14 protein-coding genes and 1 CRISPR repeat array are annotated in these 24,327 nt (G+C 67.8%); of the genes, 7 read left to right on the top strand and 7 right to left on the bottom strand.

Features of this window, described 5'->3' with window-relative positions; translation table 11 throughout:
• Positions 1-5: 5 nt before the first annotated feature.
• Genes AB0J16_RS53925 through AB0J16_RS53915 form a run of 3 tightly spaced genes read left to right on the top strand, consistent with a single transcriptional unit; the run spans position 6 to position 3,563 of the window.
• Positions 6-1,661 (top strand): extracellular solute-binding protein, encoded by a 1,656-nt coding sequence (locus AB0J16_RS53925; RefSeq protein ID WP_358555341.1) that lies wholly within the window; start codon positions 6-8, stop codon positions 1,659-1,661.
• Positions 1,648-2,670, top strand: a complete 1,023-nt coding sequence (locus AB0J16_RS53920; RefSeq protein WP_358555338.1) for an ABC transporter permease subunit — start codon at positions 1,648-1,650, stop codon at positions 2,668-2,670. The genes AB0J16_RS53925 and AB0J16_RS53920 overlap by 14 nt, the downstream gene beginning before the upstream one ends.
• Positions 2,667-3,563: a carbohydrate ABC transporter permease gene (locus AB0J16_RS53915; protein WP_358184503.1), complete on the top strand. Its 897-nt coding sequence runs from the start codon at positions 2,667-2,669 to the stop codon at positions 3,561-3,563. The genes AB0J16_RS53920 and AB0J16_RS53915 overlap by 4 nt, the downstream gene beginning before the upstream one ends.
• A 59-nt stretch (positions 3,564-3,622) precedes the next feature.
• Here the strand turns inward: AB0J16_RS53915 and AB0J16_RS53910 are convergent, their stop codons facing one another.
• The 7 genes from AB0J16_RS53910 to AB0J16_RS53880 all read right to left on the bottom strand — a co-directional run bounded on the left by AB0J16_RS53910 (position 3,623) and on the right by AB0J16_RS53880 (position 15,983).
• Entirely contained in the window at positions 3,623-6,358 is a 2,736-nt protein-coding gene (locus AB0J16_RS53910) for a cellulose binding domain-containing protein (RefSeq protein ID WP_358555335.1), read from the bottom strand.
• A gap of 177 nt (positions 6,359-6,535) precedes the next feature.
• Positions 6,536-9,469, bottom strand: a complete 2,934-nt coding sequence (locus AB0J16_RS53905) for a glycoside hydrolase family 3 C-terminal domain-containing protein (RefSeq protein WP_358555332.1) — start codon at positions 9,467-9,469, stop codon at positions 6,536-6,538.
• Between the two features lie 10 nt (positions 9,470-9,479).
• Entirely contained in the window at positions 9,480-10,292 is an 813-nt protein-coding gene (locus tag AB0J16_RS53900; protein ID WP_358555329.1) for a carbohydrate ABC transporter permease, read from the bottom strand.
• A complete protein-coding gene (locus AB0J16_RS53895; protein ID WP_358555326.1) occupies positions 10,289-11,104 on the bottom strand; it encodes a sugar ABC transporter permease in 816 nt (271 codons plus the stop codon). The genes AB0J16_RS53900 and AB0J16_RS53895 overlap by 4 nt, the downstream gene beginning before the upstream one ends.
• A gap of 85 nt (positions 11,105-11,189) precedes the next feature.
• Complete coding sequence (locus AB0J16_RS53890) at positions 11,190-12,497, bottom strand: extracellular solute-binding protein (protein ID WP_358555323.1); 1,308 nt, start codon at positions 12,495-12,497, stop codon at positions 11,190-11,192.
• The gene (locus AB0J16_RS53885) at positions 12,494-14,791 is read right to left on the bottom strand and encodes a TIM-barrel domain-containing protein (RefSeq protein ID WP_358555320.1); all 2,298 of its coding nucleotides are present in this window, start codon (positions 14,789-14,791) and stop codon (positions 12,494-12,496) included. The genes AB0J16_RS53890 and AB0J16_RS53885 overlap by 4 nt, the downstream gene beginning before the upstream one ends.
• A gap of 295 nt (positions 14,792-15,086) precedes the next feature.
• Entirely contained in the window at positions 15,087-15,983 is an 897-nt protein-coding gene (locus AB0J16_RS53880; protein ID WP_358555317.1) for a hypothetical protein, read from the bottom strand.
• Positions 15,984-16,220: 237 nt separating this feature from the next.
• Positions 16,221-17,555: a CRISPR direct-repeat array (repeat unit 16 nt; unit sequence GTTGCGATGCTCGGCC).
• A 390-nt stretch (positions 17,556-17,945) separates the two neighbouring features.
• Here AB0J16_RS53880 and cas3 point away from each other — a divergent pair.
• The 4 genes from cas3 to cas7c are packed head-to-tail and all read left to right on the top strand — an operon-like array spanning position 17,946 to position 23,702.
• Positions 17,946-20,186: a CRISPR-associated helicase Cas3' gene (gene cas3, locus AB0J16_RS53875; protein WP_358555314.1), complete on the top strand. Its 2,241-nt coding sequence runs from the start codon at positions 17,946-17,948 to the stop codon at positions 20,184-20,186.
• Complete coding sequence (gene cas5c, locus AB0J16_RS53870) at positions 20,183-20,881, top strand: type I-C CRISPR-associated protein Cas5c (RefSeq protein WP_358555311.1); 699 nt, start codon at positions 20,183-20,185, stop codon at positions 20,879-20,881. The genes cas3 and cas5c overlap by 4 nt, the downstream gene beginning before the upstream one ends.
• A complete protein-coding gene (cas8c, locus tag AB0J16_RS53865; RefSeq protein ID WP_358555308.1) occupies positions 20,881-22,818 on the top strand; it encodes a type I-C CRISPR-associated protein Cas8c/Csd1 in 1,938 nt (645 codons plus the stop codon). Before cas5c ends, cas8c begins: the two co-directional genes overlap by 1 nt.
• A 2-nt stretch (positions 22,819-22,820) precedes the next feature.
• Entirely contained in the window at positions 22,821-23,702 is an 882-nt protein-coding gene (cas7c, locus tag AB0J16_RS53860; RefSeq protein WP_358555305.1) for a type I-C CRISPR-associated protein Cas7/Csd2, read from the top strand.
• The last annotated feature ends 625 nt before the right edge of the window (positions 23,703-24,327 follow it).

Genomic DNA, 24,327 nt, shown 5'->3' with positions numbered 1-24,327 from the left:
CCGTCGTGACACCGTCGATGACTCGCCGTGGATTTCTCGGCCTGGCCGGTCTGACCACCCTCGCCGCCTGCTCCGCCCCGACCGGGACGCGGCCCGGCTCGAGCGGCGCGACCGCGGCCGCCGCGGACAAGCTCGCCCAGCTCACGCCTGCGTACGTCGAGTTCGCCGGCGTCAAGCCCGACCTGGCCGGCACGGTCTCCAACCTGCCGGGCGTGCCGGGCATCGCCGGTGGCTTCACCACCTACCCGGCCACCCCCACCGCGGCACTCACCCAGAAGGCGGGCAAGGGCGGCACCTACAAGGCGATGACCCCGCTGTGGGGCCCACCGCCGCCCGGACTGCCGGGCAACACCTACTTCCAGGCGGTCAACGCCGACATCGGCGCGACGGTCGAGTTCCAGATCGCCGACGGCACCACCTACGCCGACAAGGCGATCGCCCGGCTGGCCTCCGGCGACCTGCCCGACATCTTCGCCCTCCCGAGCTGGGAGATCGACAAGATGGCGGACTTCAACACCGCCGTGGACAAGGCGTTCGAGGACCTCACGCCGTACCTCCAGGGCGACAAGGTGAAGCCGTACCCGCTGCTGGCCAACCTGCCGACCCCCGCGTGGGAGTGGTCGGTGTGGAACGGCAAGCTGATGGCGATCCCCTACCCCACCGAGCCCTTCCCGTACGGCCTGCTCTACCGCAAGGACCTGTTCGACAAGAACGGCTGGAACCAGAACCCCAAGACCGCTGACGAGCTCTACCAGCTCGGCAAGACGATCACCGACGCGAAGGCCAAGCGCTGGGCGTTCGGCGACATCCACGAGATGGCCTGGCCCATCTTCGGCGTCCCGCAGGAATGGCGGTACGCGGGCGGCAAGCTGACGCACAAGTACGAGACGCCGGAGTTCGAGGAGATGCTGGCGTGGATGCGCAAGCTCTTCGCCGAGGGGCTGATCCATCCGAGCGTCGCCGGCAGCAAGGGCGCCAACGAGAAGGACCTGATCGGCGCGGGCCAGATCACCATCTACCGGGACGGCATCGGTGCCTGGAAGGAGCTGCTCCAGCAGCACACCGGCAAGAACCCCGACTTCGCGCTGGGCGTCTTCCCGCTGTTCGCGCATGACGGCGGCACGCCGATCATGTATCACAACAACGCGGCGGGCATGTTCACCTTCATCAAGAAGGGGCTGCCGAAGGAGAAGATGGAGGAGATCCTGTCCATCCTCAACTGGTGCGCCGCACCGTACGGGACCAAGGAGTACGAGCTCTCCAACTTCGGGATCAAGGGCAAGCACTTCACCCTCGATGCCAAGGGCATCCCGCAGAGCACCGACCTGGGCCGCAAGGAGGTCGCCTACACCTACGGCTTCCTGGGCGGCCGTCCCCTCTACGTGGACTGGCCCTTCCCCGAAGCGGCCAAGGCCAACATCGACTGGCAGAACGCCTCCTTCAAGTACATCGAGAAGACGCCGTTCGACGGGATCAGGATCCAGCGGCCGTCGAAGTACGCGGGCCTGCAGGTGCCCACCGAGGACAAGTTCACCGACATCATGCGCGGGCGCCGCCCGGTCAGCGACGCCAAGCAGATCGCGGCGGAGTGGCGGCGCGACGGCGGCGACGAGGCGCGCGAGTTCTACATGAAAGTCCTTCGGGACAATGGCCGCGCCTGACCACATCGCGGTCGAGCGGGCCACGGACGCCGGGCCGGCGGGAGACCTGCCCTCTCCCGCCGGCTCGGGCATCACCCGGACACGGGTCCGGATCAAGCAGGGCTCGCTGCGGGCCCGGTTCCGGCGCGACTGGCAGCTGCTGCTGATGACCGTGCCGGCGATCGGGCTGCTGCTCCTGTTCCACTACGTGCCGCTGCTCGGCAACGTGATCGCCTTCCAGGACTACTCCCCCTACGTCGGCGTCAAGGACAGCCCGTGGGTCGGGATGTCGAACTTCCAGTGGCTGATGTTCGACCAGAGCTTCTGGGACGCGACGCTCAACACGCTGTCGATCACCACGTTCCAGCTGATCTTCTACTTCCCGCTGCCGATCCTGCTGGCCATCCTGCTCGACAGCGTCGTACGGCCGCGCCTGCGGCTGTTCATCCAGGGCATCGTGTACATGCCGCACTTCTTCTCCTGGGTCCTGGTCGTCACCCTGTTCCAGCAGATGTTCGGCGGCGCGGGACTGCTCGCGCAGATCCTGCGCGACCACGGCTTCGCGGGCGTGGACATCATGACGAATCCGGACACTTTCATTCTGCTGGTCACCGCGGAGACGGTCTGGAAGGACGCCGGCTGGGGGACGATCATCTTCCTCGCGGCGCTGGCCGCCATCAACCCCCACCTCTACGAGGCCGCCGCCGTGGACGGCGCCTCCCGCTGGCGGCGGCTGTGGCACATCACGCTGCCCGGCCTGCGCCCGGTGTTCGTGCTGCTGCTGATCCTGCGGCTGGGCGACGCGCTCAACGTCGGCTTCGAGCAGTTCTTCCTGCAGCGCGACGCCGTCGGCCGCGACGCCGCCGAGGTGCTCGACACGTTCATGTACTGGCGCACGCTGCTGACCGGCGAGTGGAGCTACGGCGCGGCGGCGGGCCTGGTCAAGGGCGTGGCCGGGCTGATCCTCATCCTCATAGCCAACAAGGTCGCCCATCGTTTCGGCGAGCAGGGAATCTACAAACGATCATGACTATGCCTGTCTGGGCCGAGCGGCCCACCCGGTTCGGCGCGAGCGTCAAGGGGCTGGTGCTGGCCCTCATCGTGGCCGCCGTGCTGTTCCCGATCTACATGGTCGTGCTGACCAGCCTGTCCACGCAGGAGGCGGTGTCGAAGGCGGGTGGCCTGGTCACCGTGCCGGGCGAGCTGTCCTTCGCCGCCTACGAGCAGTTGTTCGCGGGCGGGGTGGTGACCCGGTCGATCGGGGTGAGCCTCGGGGTGACCGTCGTCGGGACCCTGCTCAGCCTCACGGTCACCGTCCTGGCGGCCTACGGGCTGTCGCGGCCCGGCTCGCTGCTGCACCGGCCGATGCTGTTCCTCGTGCTGCTGACCTTCCTGTTCGGGCCGGGCATGATCCCGAGCTACCTGCTGGTCAGCTCGCTGGGGCTGATCGACTCGTACTGGGCGCTGATCCTGCCGACCGCCGTCACCGCCTTCAACCTGGTCGTCATGCGGGCCTTCTTCATGAACATCCCGGAGGAGGTCACCGACAGCGCGCGGATCGACGGGGCGAGCGAGTTCCGCATCCTGTGGCGGATCGTGCTGCCCATGTCCAAGGGCGTCACGGCGGTGATCGGGCTGTTCTACGCGGTCGGCTACTGGAACGCCTTCTTCAACGCCACCCTCTACCTCAACGACAGCACCAAGTGGCCGCTGCAGGTGGTCCTGCGGCAGTTCGTGCTTCAGGGGCAGTCGATGTTCGTCGGGCAGACGGGCGACACCGCGGTCGGCGGGCACGCGCTGCCGCCGAGCCTGGCGATCCAGATGGCCATCGTGACGCTGGCGCTGATCCCGGTGCTGGTGATCTACCCGTTCGTGCAGAAGCACTTCACGAAGGGCGTCATCATCGGCGCCGTCAAGGGCTGACGAAGGCCGCCAAGGGCTGACCGAGGGAGGGGCCTCTCCCTCGGTCGGCCCTCCTGTCGTCAGGCGGGGGTGCAGGTGACCGTGGCGGGCGGGTCGTTGCTGCTCGTCCAGTTGCCGGTGAAGCCGAACATGGTGCTCGCGCCCGGATCCAGCGCGCCGTTGTAGCTGACGTTGGTGACCTTGACGGCGGCGCCGGTCTGGGTGTGGGCGCCGTTCCAGAGCTGGGTGATGGTCTGGCCGTTGGGGAAGCTCCAGCCGACCGTCCACCCGGTGATGGCGACGGTGCCGGAGTTCTTCACCGTCACCCCGGCCTGGAAGCCGCCCTGCCACTGGCCGGTGGACGCGTAGGTCGCCGCGCACGACTTGCCCGGAACCGGCGTCGGGGTGGGCGTGGGAGTCGGGGTCGGGGTGGGCGTCGGAGTCGGAGTCGGGGTGGGGGTCGGGGTGGGGGTCGGGGTGGGGGTCGGGGTCGGGGTGGGGGTCGGGTTGGGGCCGGTACGGTCGCCGTAGATGATGCCGCGGCCGTTGGTGCCGAGATAGACGCGGCCGTACACGCGGGGGTCACCGGTGAGCGCCTCGCCCATGTTGGCGTACTGGTGCCGGTCGTCGTTGATCCGCACCCACGAGGCGCCCGCGTCGTCGGAGCGGAACAACCCGTGCACGCCGTCGATCTGGCCGACCAGGTAGATCGCCATGTACGAGCCACCGGGCGCCGCCTTGCCGAAGCCGACGTTCTCGGCCGCGGTGACGTTGGCGAGCTTGGTGAAGGTGGCGCCGGAGTCGGTCGAGCGCCACACGCCGTAGGTGCCCGCGGGGTCGTACTTGCCGGTCGACGGGGCGCCGCCGACGAGCCAGATGTGGCCCTCCTTGCCGGGTACGACCTTGAACTTGACGGTGGCGGTGCCGGTGGGCAGCCCGGTGGCGGCGGACTGGGCGAAGGTGGCGCCCGCGTTGGTGCTGACGTAGAACTTGCCGCCGGAGTAGCCGTAGAACTTGTTCGGGTTGACCCGGTCGGAGCGCACCTGCGCCTGGGCCGGGATGCCGGTGGAGGCGGTCCACGAGCTGCCCGAGTCGGTCGAGCGGCTCACCGCCCCGCCGGTCGGCGACCACACCGTGGTGCCGGCGTTGGCCGAGATCGCGACGCTGCCGCCCTGGGTGACCCCGCCCGGCTCGCTGCTGGCCTGCCACCAGTTGGCGCCGCCGTTGGAGGAGAACCCGATGCGGGTCACCCCGGCCGTGTCGTTGTCTCCGGCGCGGACCATGTTCGACGGGCTGAGCTCGGCGTAGTCCATGCTCCGGGTGGTGACGAGGTTGGGCTGGGTGTACATCATCGGCGGCACGGCGTCGAGGTTGCTGTGCACGAAGCCGCCGATGTCGCCGACCGCCGAGAGCAGGGGCGCCCCGGTCGGCGGGCTGATCAGGTCGAGGACCGCGGTCTCCTCCAGCCCCTCGATGAACGGCTTGATGGTGATCTTGCCGCCGGCGGCGTCCCACTGCTTGAGGTTGGCGGTGCCGTAGATGGTGGCGCCGGTGCCGTACAGCAGCCGGTTGGAGTCGAACGGGTCGATCTCCATCGCCTCGGTCATCCAGCCGAGCTTGGGCGTGATCTCCGGGGGCTGCGGGTTGCCCATGGCCAGCCACGGATGGGAGGAGACGTCCTGGGTGTAGCGGAAGGTCCGGTTGGGGTAGCCGTTCCAGTCCCAGATCCGCGTCCAGGTGGCGCCGCTGTCGGTGCTGCGGAACATGATGTTGTCCGGCCACCACGACACCTGGCTGGCGACCATGATCGTGCTCGGGTTCTGGCGGTCGATGGTCATGCCGCTGAAGCCGTAGTAGCGGTCGGCGTCGGGGGTCGGGGTGATCTCGGTCCAGGTGCCGGTGGCGGTGGCGTAGCGCCACACCTCGCCGTCCTCGCCCACGTACGGCCCGCCGGTGTTGCCGGTGGCCAGGTAGAGGTAGCCGTTGACGGCGTCGAGCACGCCCTTGTGCGGGATGTAGCCGGTCGGCTGACCGGCCACCCGAGTCCAGGTGGCGCCGCCGTCGGTGGAGCGGTAGACGTTGTTGTCCTTGTCCGCCACCCCGGCGTAGATCGTCTTGGTGGCGGTGCCGGCCGAACCGGTGCGCGGGTCGAAGGTGATCCAGGGGATGCCCTGGGTCATCGTGTTGTAGTTGTTCTGGGTGTCGTTCGGGTCCTGGGCGAAGTTGCCGACGTTCGGGAAGCTCGTGACCTTGGCCCAGGTGACCCCGTAGTCGGTGCTCTTCCACAGGCCGTTCTTGTTGGCGGTGCCGTAGAAGAGGATGTTGTTCTTGTTCGGGTCGATGACCAGGCGCTCGCCCATGCCGCGGCCCGGCATGTTGCCGAAGCCCTTGAACGGCAGCTCGGTGGCGGCCCAGGTGTTGCCCCGGTCGGTGGAGCGCAGGATGGCGCCGTTGTTGGCGTCCCAGTCGTTGGTGTACATGCCGGTGGCGACGTAGACCCGGTTCGGGTCGACGGGGTCGGTGGCGACGCTGACGCCGCCGACCCAGCTCCACTTGTCCCAGCCGATGCCGTCGAGCAGCGGCGTCCACTTGGTCTTGTCCCAGCGATAGACGCCGCCGATGTCGGTCCTGGCGTAGATGAGGTCCTTTTCCTTCTGGTTGAAGACGATGCCGGGGACGAAGCCGCCGCCGCCGATCTTCACTCCCTTGAAGGCGTACGGATCGGCGGCGACGGCGCCGACCGGCGCCATCCGCACCACCGCCATCGCCACGACGACGGCAGCCACCGCGAGCAGGCTGAACAACCTTCTTCGCATGAGCGGTTTCCCTCTCCGGGGCCGAAGGCCCCACAGCAGCAGATGACCGCCATGCACGACCGGGTACAGGACCCTGCCGTCGCCGCTCCAGCGCACATGGTCGCGAGGTCCCCGAACCCTCACTCAGAGGCTCACACAGCCTCTGAGTGAGGTCAATAGTTTGGTTATTAACCAAACTTACTTGGTGAGGGTCAGATCCTTGATCCGCAGGTCGCCCTTGAAGACCAGGTAGAGGTCCCGGATCCCACCGGCGCCGGACAGCGTCGCCGACGCGGTGCCGTACTGGTAGATCCCGCCGGTGGCCGGGACCGCGACGGTGGCCAGCAGCGCGCCCGACGGGGAGCCCGCGCGGACCTCGAAGGAGCCGCCCGCCACCGAGGACACGCCCGCGGTGATGCCGGTGAGTCCCCCGCGCAGGTCGGCGTCGGCGAACTTCACCCAGTCACCCGTGACCGCCCCGATCGCCTCGCCGCTCGCCTTCGAGGTGTCGACCAGGTCCACGCCGGAGTAGTCGTCGAAGTCGATCGCCCGGGTGCTCCTGGTCAGGTCGCGGGGCGGGATCCGCTCGCCGCTCACCTGGAAGGTCGCGCGCTGCCTGATGGCCGAGGAGGAGCCACCGACCAGGACGTCGTGGGTGGCCGTCTCCACGGTCCACTTGCCGCGGGTGACGTCCCACAGGGCCAGGTCGGCCTTCTTGACGGTCAGCTTCACCGTACGGCTCTGGCCGGGGCGCAGCGTGAGGCGGGTGAAGCCGCGCAGCTGCTTGACCGGCTGGGTGACGCGCGAGCTCTGCTGGTGGGTGTAGAGCTGGACGACCTCGTCGCCGGCCCGCGACCCGGTGTTGGTGACCTTGACGGTGACGTCGTAGGAGTCGCCGCGCGGGGTCACCTTCAGGCCCTGGTAGCCGAAGGTGGTGTAGCTGAGGCCGTGGCCGAAGGCGTAGCGCGGGTCGCCCCGGTGATAGAGGTAGGTCATCCCGGTCTTGGTGAGGTCGTAGTCCAGGATGTCCGGCAGGTCGTCGGAGCGGTACCAGGTCTGGGTGAGCCGGCCCGCCGGGTTGCGGTCGCCGAAGAGCACGTCGGCCACGGCGTGCCCGGTCTCGGCGCCCGCGTGGGTGGTCCAGAGCAGGGCCGGGGTGTCCACGTTCATGGTGGTCGGGTAGCTGTCCTCCAGGACGACCACGGTGTTCGGGTTGGCCGCCCGCACGGCCTTGATCAGCTCCTGCTGGCCCTGGCCGAGCGCGAGGGTGGAGCGGTCGTGGCTCTCGCGGCCGTAGACGAACGGGTTGCTGCCGACCACGACCACCGCCGCGTCGGCGCCCTTGGCCGCAGCCGCCGCGGTCTTGGCGCCGCTCTGGACGACCTCCCTGGCGAAGTGCGCCGCGGCGGCCTTCGTCCCGGTGCCGAGCGTGCCGTCCGCGCCGACGGTCACGTAGTGCTCGGGGAAGGGCCACCAGCCCTCGTTGACCTCGTAGCCGACGTACTGGATCAGGTACGTGCCGTCCGCCTGGCCCTCCAGCCGGAACTGCTGCTGGACGTACCAGCCGCCCGGGACGTCGGCGTTGGTGACGTACGGCCCGAAGTTGCCGGAGAGCAGCTTGCCGTTGCCCACGTTGCGCAGGGTCGAGACGTCGCCGGTCCAGTCGGTCTGGTCCCAGGTCGAGGCGCCGCCGGGCGCGGTGTCGGAGACGACGACGTTCTGGCCCGTGGTGCCGGTCGCGGTGACGTACTTGCCGCTGGCCAGGTCCTTGAGCGCGATCCGGTCCAGCGCGTCGGCGCCGGTCACCGCCGCCCGCGCGCCGAGCCGCTCCTTGATGCCGGCCAGCGGGGTCACCTTGTACGGCATGGTGCCGCCGTACCAGTCGCTGAAGAGGGTGTCCTGCAGCGGCCCGAGCACCGCGACCTTCTTCAGTCCCGGCGAGAGCGGCAGCGTCTTGCCGGAGTTCTCCAGCAGGACCATCGCCTCGCCGGCGGTCTGCCGGTTGAGCCGCTGGTTCGCCGCCGAGTTGATCACGTCCTTGGTGATCTTCGCGTACGGTCCGCCGTCGGGGTCGAGCTGGCCGAGCCGGATCCTGATCGACAGCACGTGCCGCACGGCCCGGTCGATGTCGGCCTCGGTGATCAGCCCTTGGGAGAGGGCGGACTTGATGTTCGCGGTCATGAGGGAGGGGTTGTCGTCGTTGACGGTGAAGCTGTCCAGGCCCGCCTTGAGCGTCGCGGCGACGGCCTCGGGCTTGGTGTCGTAGTAGTGCTCGTACTCCTGCAGCGCGTCCGGCGCCCAGGCATCGCTCACGTTGTAGAGGTCTTTGTCCGTCCACGAGCGGACGACCGTGTCGAGGTCGGGGTTGACGGTGTTCGGCCGTCCGTTGACCAGGTTGTAGGAGGCCATCACGCCGGTGGCGGCGTCGTTGGCGATGGCCGGCTTGAACGCGGCCTCGTCGTACTCGTGCTTGATCCTCGGCCGCAGGTTGGAGGAGGTGAGGCTGCGCAGATACTCGTTGTTGTTGGCCAGGTAGTGCTTGAGTACCGGGGCGGTCTTGAGGTAGAGGGGGTCGTCGCCGGACAGGCCCTTGCCGTAGGCGGTGGAGATGGCGCCGGTCAGCAGCGGGTCCTCCGAGTAGCCCTCCTCGTTGCGGCCCCAGCGCGGATCGCGCAGCAGGTTGACCACCGGCGCCCACACCTGGGTGCCCCACAGGACCGGGTCGATCGCGTTGTAGCCGCGTACCTCGTCGCCCACGGCCGAGCCGACCCGCTTGATCAGCTCCGGATCCCAGGTGCTGGCCAGGCCGACGGCCTGGGGGAAGACGGTGCCGCTGGCCAGCTTCTGCTTCCAGGCGTCGTTGTGGTCGTTGGACCAGGCGACGCCGTGCAGCGCCTCGGTCCCGGCCTTGAAGTACGGCAGGCCGAGCCTGGGGATCGCCGGCTGCGACTGGTGCAGCAGCGAGATCTTCTCGTCGAGGGTGAGCCGGCCCAGGAGGTCGCCGACGCGCTGGTCGAGCGGCACGGCCGGGTCCTGGTACGGCAGGGCCGCCGCGGCATGGACGGGCACGGCGTTGACGGGCGCCGCGCCCATGGTGACCGCCAGCAAGGCGGCCGCCAGGAATCGCTTCATTCGGGAGCTCCTACTTGATGGCGCCGACCGTGATGCCCCTGGTCAGCGTCCGCTGGAAAATGAGGAAGAACGCGACGGCCGGGACGATGCCGAGCAGCGCCGAGGCGCTGGACATGGTGGCGTCCATGTACTTCTCGCCCTGCAGCACGCCGAGGGCGACCGGCACCGTCTGGGTGTCGTTGGAGACCAGGAAAATGAGCGGAAGGAAGAACTCGTTCCAGGTCCAGATGAAGAAGAAGATCACCAGGACCGACAGCGTGGGCCTGCTGATCGGGACGACGATCCGCCACAGCGCCAGGAAGCGCCCCGCGCCGTCCATCCGCGCCGCCTCGAGGATCTCCTTGGGGAACTGCCCGAGCACGGCGCTGAGCAGGTAGGTGCCGAAGGCGGCCTGGATGACGGTGAACACGATGATCACCGACAGCTTGGAGTCGTACAGGCCGGCCGCCTTGGCCAGGTAGTAGAGCGGGTAGGCCAGCGCCTCCTGCGGCAGCGTGTTGGCCACCAGGAACAGCACGAGGATCCACAGCCGGCCGCGTACCCGGCCGATGCCGAGGGCGTAGGCGTTGAGCACCGACAGCAGCACGGCGAGCACGGCGACGGAGCCGCTGATCACCAGGCTGTTGAGGAGCTTCTCGCCGAAGTCGACCCGGGTCCAAAACGCGATGATCCCGTCCAGGTTCAGGCCCTGCGGCGGGCCCAGCGGGCTGCCCGCCGAATACTCGGCGGGCGTCTTGAAGGCGTTGAAGGTGACGATGACGAACGGGAACAGCATGACGGCGGCGAGCACCGTCAGCGCGGCCAGGATCGGGTAGCGTCTCACGGCTTCCGCTCCTGGAGGAACAGGAAGGCCGAGGTCACCACGACGATGATCAGCGCCAGGACGGTGGCGATGGCCGAGCCGTAGCCGATGTTGGCCTTCTGGAAGAAGTTCAGGTAGGAGAAGTACGAAGGCACCATCGTGGCGTTGCCCGGCCCTCCCCTGGTGAGCACGAAGATCGGCCCGAACACCTTGAGCGCGGCGATCGTGCAGGTCAGCAGCACGACGAAGATCTCAGGACGGATCTGCGGGATCGTGATGTGCCAGAACCGGCGCCACCACGAGGCCCCGTCGATCTCGGCCGCCTCGTGCAGGGCCGGGTCGGCCCGCTGCAGCCCGGCCATGAAGATGACGACCGGGTAGCCGAGCTGGAACCACACCATCACCGCCATCACCGTGGCCAGCGCGTAGTCGGGATCGCCGAGCCAGTTGACCTTCAGCCCGAAGATCTGGTTGACCGCGCCGTAGGTCGGGTGCAGCATCCAGCCCCACACCACCCCGGCCACCGCGACGGGCAGCACCTGCGGCAGGTAGTAGGCCGCCCGCAGGGCCGAGGCCGTACGGGGGCCGAACCTCTTGCCGATGTAGTCGAACAGCGCGGCGGCCAGCACCAACCCGATCACCGTGGGGATGATCGCCATCGCGACGATCAGCCCCACGTTGTTGCGGAAGGACGTCCAGAACCGCTCGTCCGCGAACAGGCGGACATAGTTCTGTGTACCGATCCAGGTAGGTGTGCCCACCCCCGACCAGCGGGTGAAGCTCGTCGCGACATTCATCACGAACGGCACGACGATGACCGCGGTGAACAGCACCGCGCTGGGGATCAGGTACGGCCAGTAGCCACGCTCTGTTCTGGTTGCCGACGCTCTGGTTACCGACGCTCTGGTTGCCGACGCTCTAGTTGCCAAGGTCGGCGAGGTTCTCGTTGTACGGCTGGGCGATCTCGTCGAGGACCTTCGCCGGGGGCTTGCTGCCGTTGATGAGGTTCTGGACGCCGGCCACGAGGACGTCGTAGTAGCCGGGAGCCGGCCAGTCGGGGTAGAAGGCCAGCTGGTCCTGCGAGGTGAGCTTGTTGAAGTTGTCGATGAGCTCCTTGCTCTTGGGGTCGGTGATGGCGGCCGGGTCGGCCGCGACGGGGACGCCGCCGGAGTTGCCGAGCAGGTTCTGGATCTCCTTGCTCATCGTGATGTCGATGAAGTCGTAGGCCAGGTCCTTGTTCTTGGACTTCTCGGGGACGACCCAGATGTTGCCGCTGGAGCCGGGGGCGAGCTGGTTGCCGGGCCACAGGAACGAGCCCCACTCGAACTTCTTGATCTCCGTCTGGAACCGGCCGTACCACCAGCTGCCGGACACCATGATCGGGAACTTGCCGCCGATGAACGCGGTGGCCATGTCCTCGGCCTTGATCCCGGCCGAGTCCTTGGCGATGTAGCCCTTCTTCACCCAGTCGGCCAGCGTGTCGGCGGCGTAGGTGAGCTCGGGGCCGTGGAAGTCGACCTTGCCCTTGTAGAGCTCGTAGGAGTCGACCCACGCCCGGTTGGCCTTGCTCAGCGCGAGCAGGTAGAAGATCTGCTGGGCCGGGTATTCGGCCCCGGCGGTCGAGATGGGCGTGACGCCGGCCTTGGCGAACTTGTCCAGCGCCGCGGTGAACTCCTCGAACGTGGTCGGCACCGTGACGCCGTTCTTCTCGAACAGCTTCTTGTTGTAGTAGACCATCACGTACTCGCCGTAGTTCGGCACACCGAACCACTTGCCGGAGCCCATGATGCCCCGGTCGTCATACTTGGCGGTGGTCTGCAGGCTGGCCGACAGCAGCTTGTCCCAGCCGCGCTTGGTCGCCTGCTCCGTCAGGTCCGTCAGCAGGCCCTGCTTGGACAGCAGCCCGGCGGTGGCGTTGCCCTTGTTGTACTCCATGACGTCGGGCGCCTCGTCGGAGTTGAGCACCATGCTGGCCGTCTTCTGGATCTGCTCGAAGCCCTTCTCCTCGAACTTCACCGTCACGCCCGGGTGGGTCGACTCGAACTTCTTGATCGCCGCCGCCCAGGCCTTGCCCATCGCGCCTTCGGCGCTCTCGTAGTGCCACAGTTTGAGCACGCGCGGCTGGCCGCTCGCGGCGGGCTGCTGCCCGTCCGAGCCGGAGCCGCAGGCGGTCAGGGTCAATGCCGCGACGGCGAGCGCCGCCGCGGCACTTCTCAGCTTGATCATGGTGTCTCCTGGGAGGTGATGACCGCCCGGACCGGGGCGCCCGCCACCGGGGCGAACTCGACCCCGGCGACCCGCTTCGGACCGGTGACGGTGACGTGCAGGGTGTCGCCGTCGCGGGTGGCCTCGACGAGGGTCTCGCCGTCGAGGTCGTGGACCGTGCTACGGCTGTCGCCGCCCCCGAAGGCGACAAGGGTGATCTCCGAGGGGACGTCCACGGTGTCCCCAGGCGTGGTGACCGGGATGAGCGCGCCGTACCGGACGAACAGCGGGATCTGCTCCAGCGGCGCCGAGACGGCGCGGTAGCGCCCGCCCTCCAGCAGCTCCCCGGTCCAGTAGTCGACCCACCGGCCCTCGGGCAGGTACACCTGCCGGGTGCCGTCGGGCGTGGTCATGGGCGCGACCAGCAGGTCGCGGCCGAGCAGATACTCCAGGTCGGCCCGCCAGGCGACGGGGTCGCCCGGATGGTCGACGCACAGCGCCCGCATCATCGGCGCGCCGGTCCGCGCGGCGTCCACGGCCGCCGAGTAGAGGTAGGGCATGAGCCGGTACCTCAGCCGCAGCGCGGCCACCGCCTCGGCCTCCACCTCGGGGAACTCCCACGGCTCACGACTGGTGGTGCCGTGCAGCCGCAGCAGCGGGGACAGCGCGCCGAACTGGGTCCAGCGGACGTAGAGGTCGTCGGCCGGGCGGCCGGTGAAGCCGCCCGCGTCGTGGCTCCAGAACGGCACGCCCGACAGGCCGTGGGCCAGGCCGCCGCGCAGCGTGCTGCCCATCGCCGGGTAGCTGGTGAAGGTGTCGCCGCTCCACTGGGCCGAGTGCCGCTGGCCGCCCAGGAACGACGAGCGGGCCCAGACCAGGCCGTGCCCGTGGACCTCACGGGTCACCTCGGCGACGGCGTCGTTGAACAGCAGCGTGTAGACGTTGTGCAGGTCGGTGCCGGTCATGCCGTTGAAGGCCGTCGCGTCGTGCGGCACGCCCTCGGCGAAGTCGGTCTTGAACGCCTGCGCGCCCTGCTGGAGCAGCGGGCGCAGCAGCCCTTGGAACCAGGCGACGGCGGCCGGGTTGGTGAAGTCGACGATGCCGCAGGCCGGGTAGGACCCGTGCCAGCAGTCGGCGACGTACGCCTCCCCATCCTGATTTTTCAGGAAATATCCGGCTTCGGCGGCTTGGGGGAAAGCTGGGCTCAGGTGGGAGATGTAGGGGTTCATCCAGAGGCAGACCTTGAAGCCCATCCCGTCGAGCTCGGCGAGCATTCCGGCCGGGTCGGGGAAGCGGGCCTCGTCCCAGCGCAGGTCCGACCAGTGGCCGTCGGTCTGCCAGTAGGTGTCCAGGTGCAGCACATCGCACGGGATACCGCGCTCGCGGATCTTCCGAGCCCGCGTCATGACCCGCTCCTGGCTGTCCACGAAGAAGCCCGAGGAGATCCAGGTGCCGAACGCCCACTTCGGCGGCAGGGTCGGGCGGCAGGTCAGCCGGTCATAGCGGTCGAGGATCTCCGGCGGCGTCGGCCCGGCGATCACGTAGTAGTCGATCAGGTCGTCGGGGACGACGATCTGCACGACGCTGTGCGTGGACTGGCAGACGTCGAACTCCGTCGGCGCCCCGCTGTCGACGACGATGCCGTATCCCCTGCTCGACTGGTAGAAGGGCACGTTCTTGTAGGCGCGCTGCGACTCGGCGCCGAAGGCGTCGAAGTTCCACATGACGGGCCGCTGGCCGCGCTTGTCGAGCGGGGTGAACGACTCCCCGAACCCGGCGAACGCCTCGTCGGCCGGCGCGGCGAAGCTCTCGTGGTAGGCCACCGTGACGCCGTCGGCGTGGGAGCGGCCGAACGGCAGCGTACGCAGCCGCCCGCTGATGTCGGTGTGCCCCCGGTCCTGCTCCACCAGCGTGGCGCCCGCCGCGTCGGTGAACCGCAGCCGCCACGGGTCCAGGGTGATCTCCGCACGCAACGAGCCCGCGTCGATGGTCAGCCCGCCGGGCCGGGTCTCCACCCGGGCTCCCGCGTACGTGCCCGGTGTCACCAGGGAGGCCGCCCGGGCCGAGCGGGTGCGGGCGTCCACGTCCTGGCCGAGCCGGACCCGGATCACTCCCTCGCCCGCCACCCGCACCTGTACGACCAGACTCTCCTCCGCCGAGGTGATGCCCTTCAACGTCACTCCCGAGTCGTCCACGGCCACCGGCTCGGCGGCGGTCAACGCGGACAGGCCCTGTTCGCCCCGTATGCGGACCGGCAGCTCCGGCGGGTCGGCGACAAAGTACTCGTGCGCGACCAGGGGCGGGCGGTAGGGCATGAAGGCTCCTTCAAGTGACCGGCACGGCTCGCGAGTTAGTTTTCCGTCCCAACCAACAAACGTCAACGGTCGCCCATTAGTTTAGATGCCAGCCAAACAAATGAAGTGACCGAGCGCTGACCCCGGGAGACTGCGCACGCCGGCGCGGGGGCCTCACCGCAGGCGCGGAGTCCTCGCCCCACACGTGGGGTCCTCGCCTCAAGCCCGGGGTCCTCACCCCCCAGTCCCCGGGGTCCTCACCCCACAGGGCCTGGGGTCCTCACCCCGGGCCCAGGGTCCTCACCCCCAGGCGCGGTCAGAATCTCCGGATGCAGGTGACCGACGGGTAGGGATCGGGGCCGTGGGCCAGCCCGTACAGCGTGGTGGTCGAGCTCGTCACCGAGTAGTCGGCCGGCCGTCGGCACTCGAACTCGATGCTGACGTGCCCGACGACCTTCCCCCACGCCTTCTTGGCCTTGCAGGACACCTTCTTCAGCCCGCCGACGATGGAGTTCTCGGTGCCGAAGACCGTCTTGCGCTTCTTGGTCTTGGGCGCGGTCAGACAGCTCGCAAGCGCGTACTGCGGACCGACCTCCTTGGCGTCCTCACCCGGACCGACGCACACGTAAGAGCCCTGCCACTTGTAGGCGTAGGACCAGATCTTGCGCGTGCACGCCTTCTTCGTCTTGGTGAAGGACCTGATCCGGCCGGGCCCGTGGGCGTCGTAGCAGGCCCGCTCTTCGACGGAAACGACGGGATCGTCCTCGATGAGCGTGCAGTCGCCGACGCGCAGGATCCCACCGCCCTTGCCGACATCCCCCGGGTGCGGGGCGCGGCGGTTGCGCAGGCAGGCCGTACGCGGCGGCTCCAGACCGGTCGGGGTGTCCAGCATCCCGTCGGTGTCCTTCGGGCACTCCACCGGCTCGTTGCCCTGGTAGACGAGTTTGGTGATCTGAACCCCGGCCGTCGCGAGGGCACAGTCGACGAGCGCGGGGACCTGGCTGTCCGGCTTGGGCACCTGAACGTCAAGGCAGAGCCCGGCTGCCCAGGCGGTTGACTGGGTGGGAGAAGGGGGCGGATTCGGCGGGAGCGAGGTCGCGGAGCTCGCGGCGGAGGGCGGGGGCGTGTCCTTCGGCGGGGTATCAGCGTCGCAAGACGATACGGTCACCATGACCGCCACCAGGGCCGCCACCGTCCATAACCTGCTGCTCACGTCCTGCCACCCCCGCGAGATAGCCCGTCGGAGAGATCTTCGTCCACGACCCGCCACCTGACAAGACACGCCGGCGGACTCCCCGCGCTGGAGAGTCACTCGGGTACGGCTTGCGCCCGCCCACCCGGCCATCCCACGACGGGGCCCGCCAGCAAGGCATAACGCTACAGATTCACCTGATCACACAACGACAGGGCGCTTACTGCCCTCTGAGACTTCGCGACCGCGAGGCCGCACGTTGCGATGCTAGGCCACCCCGATGGGCGAGCGCCACCCGCGAACGGCGTCGCCCACAGGTGCCGGTCGCGTTGCGACGCTCGGCCACCCGGAGAGGTGACCGCCACTAGAAAGACGCTCGGGCGTACGTCGTCAAACCGTGTTGCGATGCTCGGCCACCCGGAAGGGTGACCGCCACCTGAGCCCCAGCAGCATTTCAGGTTGCGATGCTCGGCCGCCCCGAAGGGCGACCGCCACGCCGACGTGCGTGGTGCGGGGTCCGTACCCGTAATCGCCGTTGCGATGCTCGGCCACCCGGAAGAGTGACCGCCACTCGACCTTTCCTGTCGCGAGAATGCCCCCGTAATCGTTGCGATGCTCGGCCACCCGGAAGGGTGACCGCCACCACCAGCGGCGGAAACGACTACACGACGGTCTTGTTCGTTACGATGCTCGGCCACCCGAAAGGGTGACCGCCGCGACGCGCACGCGCAGGAACTTGCTCACCGCGACCTTGTTGCGATGCTCGGCCGTCCCGAAGGGCGACCGCCACACCAGCCCGGCGACTTCACGCCCGCAGCCGTAGCGTTGCGATACTCAGCCGTCCCGAAGGGCGACCGCCACTGCCGGGGGCGGGTGGCACAGGCGGGCCTTGACGTAGTTGCGATGCTCGGCCGTCCCGAAGGGCGACCGCCACGCTGGTCATTCTGCTCATCCAGCTCTGGCTGACCAGGTTGCGATGCTCGGCCACCCCGAAGGGCGACCGCCACATTTGGACCAGGTTGGCCCAACCAACGCCGCTCTCGCGGTTGCGATGCTCGGCCGCCCCTAAGGGCGACCGCCACCTGCCCGCGCGGAAATTGGCCAGAGCCGGAGCAGATTGGTTGCGATGCTCGGCCGCCCCGAAGGGCGAGCGCCACTGGGTGACGACCTCCGACGCCCAGCCGTCGCTGTCGTTGCGATGCTCGGCCGCCCCAAAGGGCGACCGCCACCACCGACTGCCCTGGCGCCAGCGTGTTCGGCGGCGTCGTTGCGATGCTCGGCCGCTCCGAAGGGCAACCGCCAATCCGGGGTCGTGCGACTGCTGGAGGCGGCGCCGGGCCCGCTGCGATGCTCGGCCGCCTGAAGGGCAACCGCCACGGTCTGGGACCTCGTGATCCATCCCGTACGTCCTGCCCGTTGGGATGCTCGGCCGCCCCTGAGGGTGACCGCCACCGACTTCCTGATGGTGGACGAGGCCCACATGTGCAAGTTGCGATGCTCGGCAACCCGCTAGGGTGACCGCCTCCCAGCTCGGGCCAAGTTGAGATCACGTGAACGTTGCGATGCTCGGCCACCCGTGAGAGTGACCGCCACTGTCGTAGCCGTTCATCTCCGCGCCGTAGGCGAGGCGGCTGCGATGCTCGTTGGCCCAGGAGGGTTGCCACGGCTTTAGCGCTATATACCAGCAGAGTCTGGGCGGATGCTTGTTTCGATGCTGGGCTCACCCATGAGAGTGGTCGTCACGGATCATGCAATCGCGATCATGCTGCAATTGGCTTGTGATGCTCAGTGGTCGGAAAGCTAGGCCGCCACTTCGCAGAAAATCCGACAATTTACTTATCAAGGTACAAAGGCGGCTTAAGCCAAAGTCTGCTCGTTGGGCCGTTGGCATGCTACCGCTCGGTCCCCTCATTTTTGCGAGCCCAAGATTCTCAGGTAGGTCACGAAGATTATTGTCGGTAGCCCCTTGTACGGTTCCAAGCCATGGACGCAGGTGAAGTTGCTCCTCGGGATTCCGACGACGGCGAGTGCCCATTGTGGGCGCATAGTCGTGCCAACGGGTCTGATCGCAGGCATCTGCTTGAGGATCACCTTCGATCGGTGGCCTGGTGGTCCTGGCAGTTCGCGGAGCCGTTCAGTGCTGAGCAGGTTGCCTATTGGTTGGGGCTGACGCACGACTTCGGGAAGGCGGCCGAGGTGTGGCAGCGAAGGCTGCTGGAGGTGGAGGGCACCGACGAGCGGGTCAGGACCGATCATCGGGCTGTAGGGACTCGGTTCTTGGTGGAGCAGTTGGGGTTTGACGCCTTCGCCTTGCCGGTCTATGGCCACCACGGCGGGTTGGATCACCCGGGCGCGATGGAGAACTTTCTGGGCTTCCCTCCGCTGGAGGCCGTGCATGAGGAGCAGGCGCTGCGTCGCTTGCGGGCACGCCTTCCTGAACTGGATGCTCCTACTGCCGTTACGTGGCCGCCGTACGCCTCCGACCTGCTGGATGGGGAGCTGTTGACCCGGATGCTGTTCAGCGCCCTAGTCGATGCCGATCATTTAGATACGCAGGTGCATTTCGGCAAGCGGCGCGAGCACGTCGCCGCCCCGGTCACCATGACGCACCTGCTGGACCGTTTCGAGGCCGGGCGCAAAGCAAAGCTGGAAGGGAAGACTTCGAGCCCGGTTGATCCGTTGCGCGGTGAGGTGTACGACGCGTGCGTTGCCGCGGCGCCGCTTAAGCCGGGGTTTTTCAAGCTGGCGGCGCCCACCGGTCTCGGCAAGACGATCTCCAGTGCGGGGTTTGCGCTGCATCACGCGGTGGCGCACGAGTTGCGCCGGGTAGTTGTGGCGGTGCCATTCATCTCGATCACCGAGCAGAACGCAAAAGTCTATCGCGGCCTCTTGCGCTCGACCCCACGCGATTCGGTGGTGTTGGAGCATCACAGCAGCGTCGCGTTGGAAGGCCCAGGCAGCCGATGGCAGCGACTGGCGGCCGAGAACTGGGATGCGCCGTTCATCGTGACAACGACCGTGCAGTTGCTGCACTCGCTGCATGATCGGCGGCCGTGGGCGATGCGTAAGCTGCACCGACTGGCTCGCTCGGTCATCGTGCTGGATGAGATCCAGGCGCTGCCGGTGCACCTACTGATCCCGATCTTGGCGATGTTGCGGCAACTGGTGGAGCACTTCGGGGTCACAGTGGTGCTAGCCTCGGCGACCCAGCCGGAGTTTTGGGACTTGCCGCCGCTGCGCGAGGTGCAACCGGCGGAGATCCTTCCGGACCCCGCCGACCTGCAGCGGCGGCTCCGCGCGCTCCGGCCGATGCGCTATCGGTGGGAGGTGAGTCCCCGCCGGTCGCTGAAGCAGGTGGCTGCCATGGTGGCAGCAGAGCCGACCAGGCAGGTGCTCACCGTGGTGAACACCGTCGATCATGCCCGCACTGTTTATGACTTGCTGAACCAGGAGCGGCCGGGGGCAGTTCGGCATCTGTCCACCCGGATGTGCCCCGCGCACCGCCACGATGTGCTCGCCGACGTCGAGGCGACCTTGAAGCGGGAGCCCGCCGAGCCGCTCTACCTGGTGTCCACCCAGCTGATCGAGGCGGGCGTCGATCTGGACTTCCCCGTCGTCTACCGGGCGATGTCACCGGCGGAATCGATCCTGCAGGCCGCCGGCCGGGCCAACCGTGAAGGATTGCGGGCTGAGGGCGGCCTTGTGGTGATCTTCGATCCGGTGGAGCAGGCCATGCCGCCCAGCTACGGGCTGCCGGTCGCTGAGACACGCCGCCACTTCGGCCCCACCAAGCAGCCGGAGCCGGACAACCTGGCCACGCTGGCGGACTACTCTCGCGGCTACTACGCCGTCCTGCCGGATGAGGCCATGGGCGCCGAACTGCTGGCCGCCCGCACCTCCTGGGACTTCCCGACCGTAGCCAGGGACTTCCGGATGATCGACGAGGACACCGTGCCAGTGGTGGTGCGCTACCGCAATCCTCACAGCTCGGACCCGCCGGACCCGATCGATGACTGGCTGCAGCAGCTGCGACGCGACCCCGCCCGCGGACATGTCTGGCTGCGCCGCCTGCAGCCCTACACCATCTCCTTGCCGAAGAATCAGCTGGCCAAGCCACGCGTGGCCGCCCTGCTGCGGTCCGTCATCGGCGATCTGCACGAGTGGACCGGCGACTACGACCCGAACACCGGCATCGTCATTTCCGCCAAAGAGGAGAACACGTGAGCAAACCCGCCCGTGAGTCCTACCCCGCCCTCGTCATGGAGATCAGCGGAGACTTCGCCTGCTTCACCCGCCCTGAGCTCAAGGCCGAACGGGTCAGCTACCCGATGATGACGCCCAGCGCCGCCCGCCGCATCCTTCAGGCGGTCTTCTGGAAGCCGGAGTTCGAGTACCGGATCGAGCGGATCGACGTGCTCAACGAAATCAAGTGGTTCAATGTCCGGCGCAACGAGGTCACCGAAGCCCCCAGCCTCAGCACTGTGCTCAAGGAGGGGCCCCGTTACCACTTCCGCGCCCCCCACAAGCGCGACCAGCGCAACACCGTGGCCCTGCGCGATGTCGCCTATCGCATCCATGCCCAGATAGAACTCAACCCCCACGCCACCGCCCACGTGGCCAAGTATCGCGAGCAGTTCCACCGTCGCATCGAGCGTGGCGCCTGTTTTTCTCACCCCTACCTGGGCACCCGGGAGTTCTCCTGCGCTGACTTCGGCCCGCCCGATTACAGCAACCAGCCCATCACACGCAGCGAAGATCTGGGCGTGATGCTGCTGGACATCAACTACGACGCACCCACCCCGCGCTCGCTATGGTTCACCGCCCAGCTCAACCAGGGCATCCTCAGCGTGCCCCGCGAGGGCATCCACGACCCGACCCGGGATGCCGCGATCACCACCGCGCCACGGCGGAGGGCCTGATGCTGCTGACCCGCCTTCAGCAATTCGCCGCCGCCCATCCCGAGCACATCCCGCCGCCCTTCTTCATTCACAGCGGTGTGCACTGGCTGATCGACCTGGACGCGCACGGCTCCCCCGTCTCCGGACTGGTCGCCGAGTTGTCTCCGATATCCGACCCCGGTGATCCCAGCGGCCGGCACGGCCTGCCGATGCTGGTACCCACGGTGGGCCGCACCTCCGCTGTGGTTCCCCTGCTAGCCTGCGACAAGATCGAGTATGCGCTGGGCTGGCCCGACCCCAACGACGCCGACGACGAACGCACACGTGCCAGGGCACGCCGCTACCACCAGGCCTTCATCGACCTGGTCTGCGCCTGGGCCGACCACGACCCCCACGAGCCGGCCGCCCAAGCGCTACGCGCCTTCCTCACCTCTCAGGCGGTAAGCCACATCCAGCCGCCGGAACGCTTCACGGCTGGCCAGATCGTCATGTTCCGCATCGACGGCCAGCCCGCTCATGCCACCGCCAGCGCTCGCGTTTTCTGGAGCCTGGTCGCCTCAAAGCGCAAATCCTCCGGTGCTCACGACCGCTGTCTGGTCTGCGGCACCACCCAGCCGATCCTCGAACGCGCCGTACGCTCCATCCGTCCCGGCTTGATCCCCGTCGTCGGCCACGACCCGTTCAGCAGGACAGAACGCAAACGCGGCAACCCTGCCTACCTAGTCAGCATCAACCACCCCGCCCAAGGGTTCAACTTGGTCACCGGCCTGCGGAACACCCCGCTATGCGAAACCTGCGCAGAAAGCTACACCGGCGCCCTGGAGCACCTCCTGCAACACCGCGACCATCGCCGCACCATCGGCGACACCGCGATCGTGTGGTGGATCGTGCCAAGCGACCGCACCCGCGACCACGCCCTCCCGCAGAGCAACGCCCCCATCCAACTGCTCTTCCAGCCCAACCCCATCAAGATCGCCACCATGCTGGACGCCCCGTGCACCGGTGCCCCCGTGGTCGCCGGAACCTCCCACACCGAACGCTTCTGCGCGAGCACCCTGTCCAACAACTCCGCCCGGATCATGGTCCGGGACTGGATCGACATCCCTCTGCCTGAGGCGGAACAGCACGTCGCCTCCTGGTTCGCCGACATGCTCATCACCGATCCCTGGACCAGTCAACGGCGCTTCCCCTCGCTGTTTCGGCTGGCCATCGCGCTGGGACGCTGGTATCCCGGAAAGAACGGCGCCCGCGGCAGCTACGCCCTTTTCGGCGCCAAGGGCGCCCAACGCCCCGTCTGGATCCAGCGCGAACTCCTGCACTCCGCGCTCAACGGCACCCGGCTGTCTTCAGCAATGCTGGCGCACCTGCTGCAGCGCGTGCGCACCGACGGCGGATTCGACCTCACCCGCCAAGCCCTGCTCCGGCTCTGCCTGACCCGCTGCCACCCCAACCACGCCCGGAGGCTCCCCATGGCCCTCGACCCCGACGACAACACCCCCGCATACCTGGCCGGACGTATGTTCGCCATCCTGGAATCGCTGCAATACGCCGCCACCCGTGCAGGCGGCGGACAGCTCAACACCACCCTCGGAGACCGCTACTTCAGCCGCGCCGTCACCAGCCCCGCCTCCGCGCTGATCCCCGCCGTACGCGGCTCCCGCGCCCACATGAAGAAACTGCAAACCCGCGACCGCAAAGCCTACGCCGACTTCTTCGCCCGCAACCTCAACGACCTCATCGGCCGGCTGCGTCCCTTCCCCACCTCCCTGACCCTGTACGACCAGGGACTGTTCCTCAACGGCTACGCCGACCAACGCAACCACGACATCGCCCGCGCCCGTGCCCGCCGCCTGGCCACCGACGACCTCATCCCCGACAGCGCCACCGACGAGGCCACCACCGACGCCGACCTCGGCCCCAATCCCGAAGCTGACCAAACCGCCGCCCTGGAGCACTGACCATGACCGACCAGATCCCCGCCCACCTCGACCCCGCCCGCCGCCATGACATCGTCATGCTCTTCGACGTGCACGACGGCAATCCCAACGGCGACCCTGACGCCGGCAACCAACCTCGCCTCGACACCGAGACCTACCAAGGCCTGGTCACCGACGTCGCCCTCAAACGAAAGATCCGCGACACTATTCCCCTTCTGCACCCCGACGACCCCCGCTACAAGATCTTCGTCGAAGCCGATGTCGCCCTCAACAGCCAAATCGAACGCGGCTTCGCTGGCGCAGGCGTCAAACCCAGCAAGAAGGCCACTCCCCAAGAACGCGACGCCGTTCACAAGTGGATGTGCGACAACTTCTACGACATCCGCCTCTTCGGCGGCGTACTCTCCACCGGCGACGCACAAGCCGGACATGTCCGCGGACCACTCCAATTCTCCTTCGCCCGCAGCATCAGCCCGGTCTTCCCCGTTGACCACGCCATCACCCGCATCACCCAAACCCGACAAGCAGATATCGACAAAGGCGAACGCACAGAAATGGGCTCAAAGTGGACCGTCCACTACGGCCTATACCGGGTCCACGCCTACTACAGCGCCGCCCGCGGTCTCCAAACCGGCACCACCAGCCAAGACCTCGACACCCTCTGGCAAGCCCTTACCAACATGTTCGACCACGACCGCAGTGCCGCCCGCGGCGAAATGGCCATCCAAGGCCTCTACATCTTCAGCCACGACAACGCCTTCGGCCGCGCCCGCGCGGCAACCCTCTTCGACCGCATCCAGATCACACCCCTGAACCAGAACGTGCCCCGCTCCATCACCGACTACAAAACAGAAATCAGCGATACAGATCTACCAGCCGGAATCACACTCACATCCCTCATCTGAGGCCCAACGGACTAATTGACCCAATTGCACGAACAGCACGGCAGCACCGGACGCACCTGGTGCTGCCACTCACGCGTCCAAAGGCGTCTGCCCCCGAGCGGCTACTGCTCCTCGACGGAATCAAGAACCACCGCCACGATGCAGAAGCAGCTCGTTGCCCTCCGGCTTCAGCAGTTGCGATGCTCGGCCGCCTCGAAGGGCGACCGCCATTAGCGGTTATAGCGGTACTCGAGGGCGTTCCAGATGTTGCGATGCTCGGCCGCCCCAAAGAGCGACCGCCACCGCCGGTCGTCGACGACCCTGCGGTGATCAACACGTTGCGATGCTCGGCCGCCCCGAAGAGCGACCGCCACGATCGGGATCACCATGTAGTCGAGCAGCGTCTCGATGTTGCGATGCTCGGCCGCCCCGAAGGGCGACCGCCACTGGTCTGGAGCTGGTGCAGCGAGTCCACCTCGAAGTGGTTGCGATGCTCGGCCGTCCCGAAGGGCGACCGCCACCCGTACGGCGACCGCGACCGGCGTGCCCGGGTGGAGCAATGATCGAAACCTGTGGATCTGAGGGGAAGGGGTGTACCTTCCCGAATCATCTGATCAAGGTTTCGAGATAGGCCGACGTTGCCGCG

Source organism: Nonomuraea sp. NPDC049750, assembly GCF_040659625.1.
Classification (GTDB): domain Bacteria; phylum Actinomycetota; class Actinomycetes; order Streptosporangiales; family Streptosporangiaceae; genus Nonomuraea.
This window is presented reverse-complemented; position numbering and strand designations above follow the sequence as displayed.

Bases quoted from the DNA above. Each gene is read 5' to 3' on its own strand.
- AB0J16_RS53920 (WP_358555338.1), top strand. From the start codon at position 1,648: ATGGCCGCGCCTGACCACATCGCGGTCGAGCGGGCCACGGACGCCGGG.
- AB0J16_RS53915 (WP_358184503.1), top strand. From the start codon at position 2,667: ATGACTATGCCTGTCTGGGCCGAGCGGCCCACCCGGTTCGGCGCGAGC.
- AB0J16_RS53910 (WP_358555335.1), bottom strand. From the start codon at position 6,358: ATGCGAAGAAGGTTGTTCAGCCTGCTCGCGGTGGCTGCCGTCGTCGTG.
- AB0J16_RS53905 (WP_358555332.1), bottom strand. From the start codon at position 9,469: ATGAAGCGATTCCTGGCGGCCGCCTTGCTGGCGGTCACCATGGGCGCG.
- AB0J16_RS53890 (WP_358555323.1), bottom strand. From the start codon at position 12,497: ATGATCAAGCTGAGAAGTGCCGCGGCGGCGCTCGCCGTCGCGGCATTG.
- AB0J16_RS53885 (WP_358555320.1), bottom strand. From the start codon at position 14,791: ATGCCCTACCGCCCGCCCCTGGTCGCGCACGAGTACTTTGTCGCCGAC.
- cas3 (WP_358555314.1), top strand. From the start codon at position 17,946: ATGGACGCAGGTGAAGTTGCTCCTCGGGATTCCGACGACGGCGAGTGC.
- cas8c (WP_358555308.1), top strand. From the start codon at position 20,881: ATGCTGCTGACCCGCCTTCAGCAATTCGCCGCCGCCCATCCCGAGCAC.
- cas7c (WP_358555305.1), top strand. From the start codon at position 22,821: ATGACCGACCAGATCCCCGCCCACCTCGACCCCGCCCGCCGCCATGAC.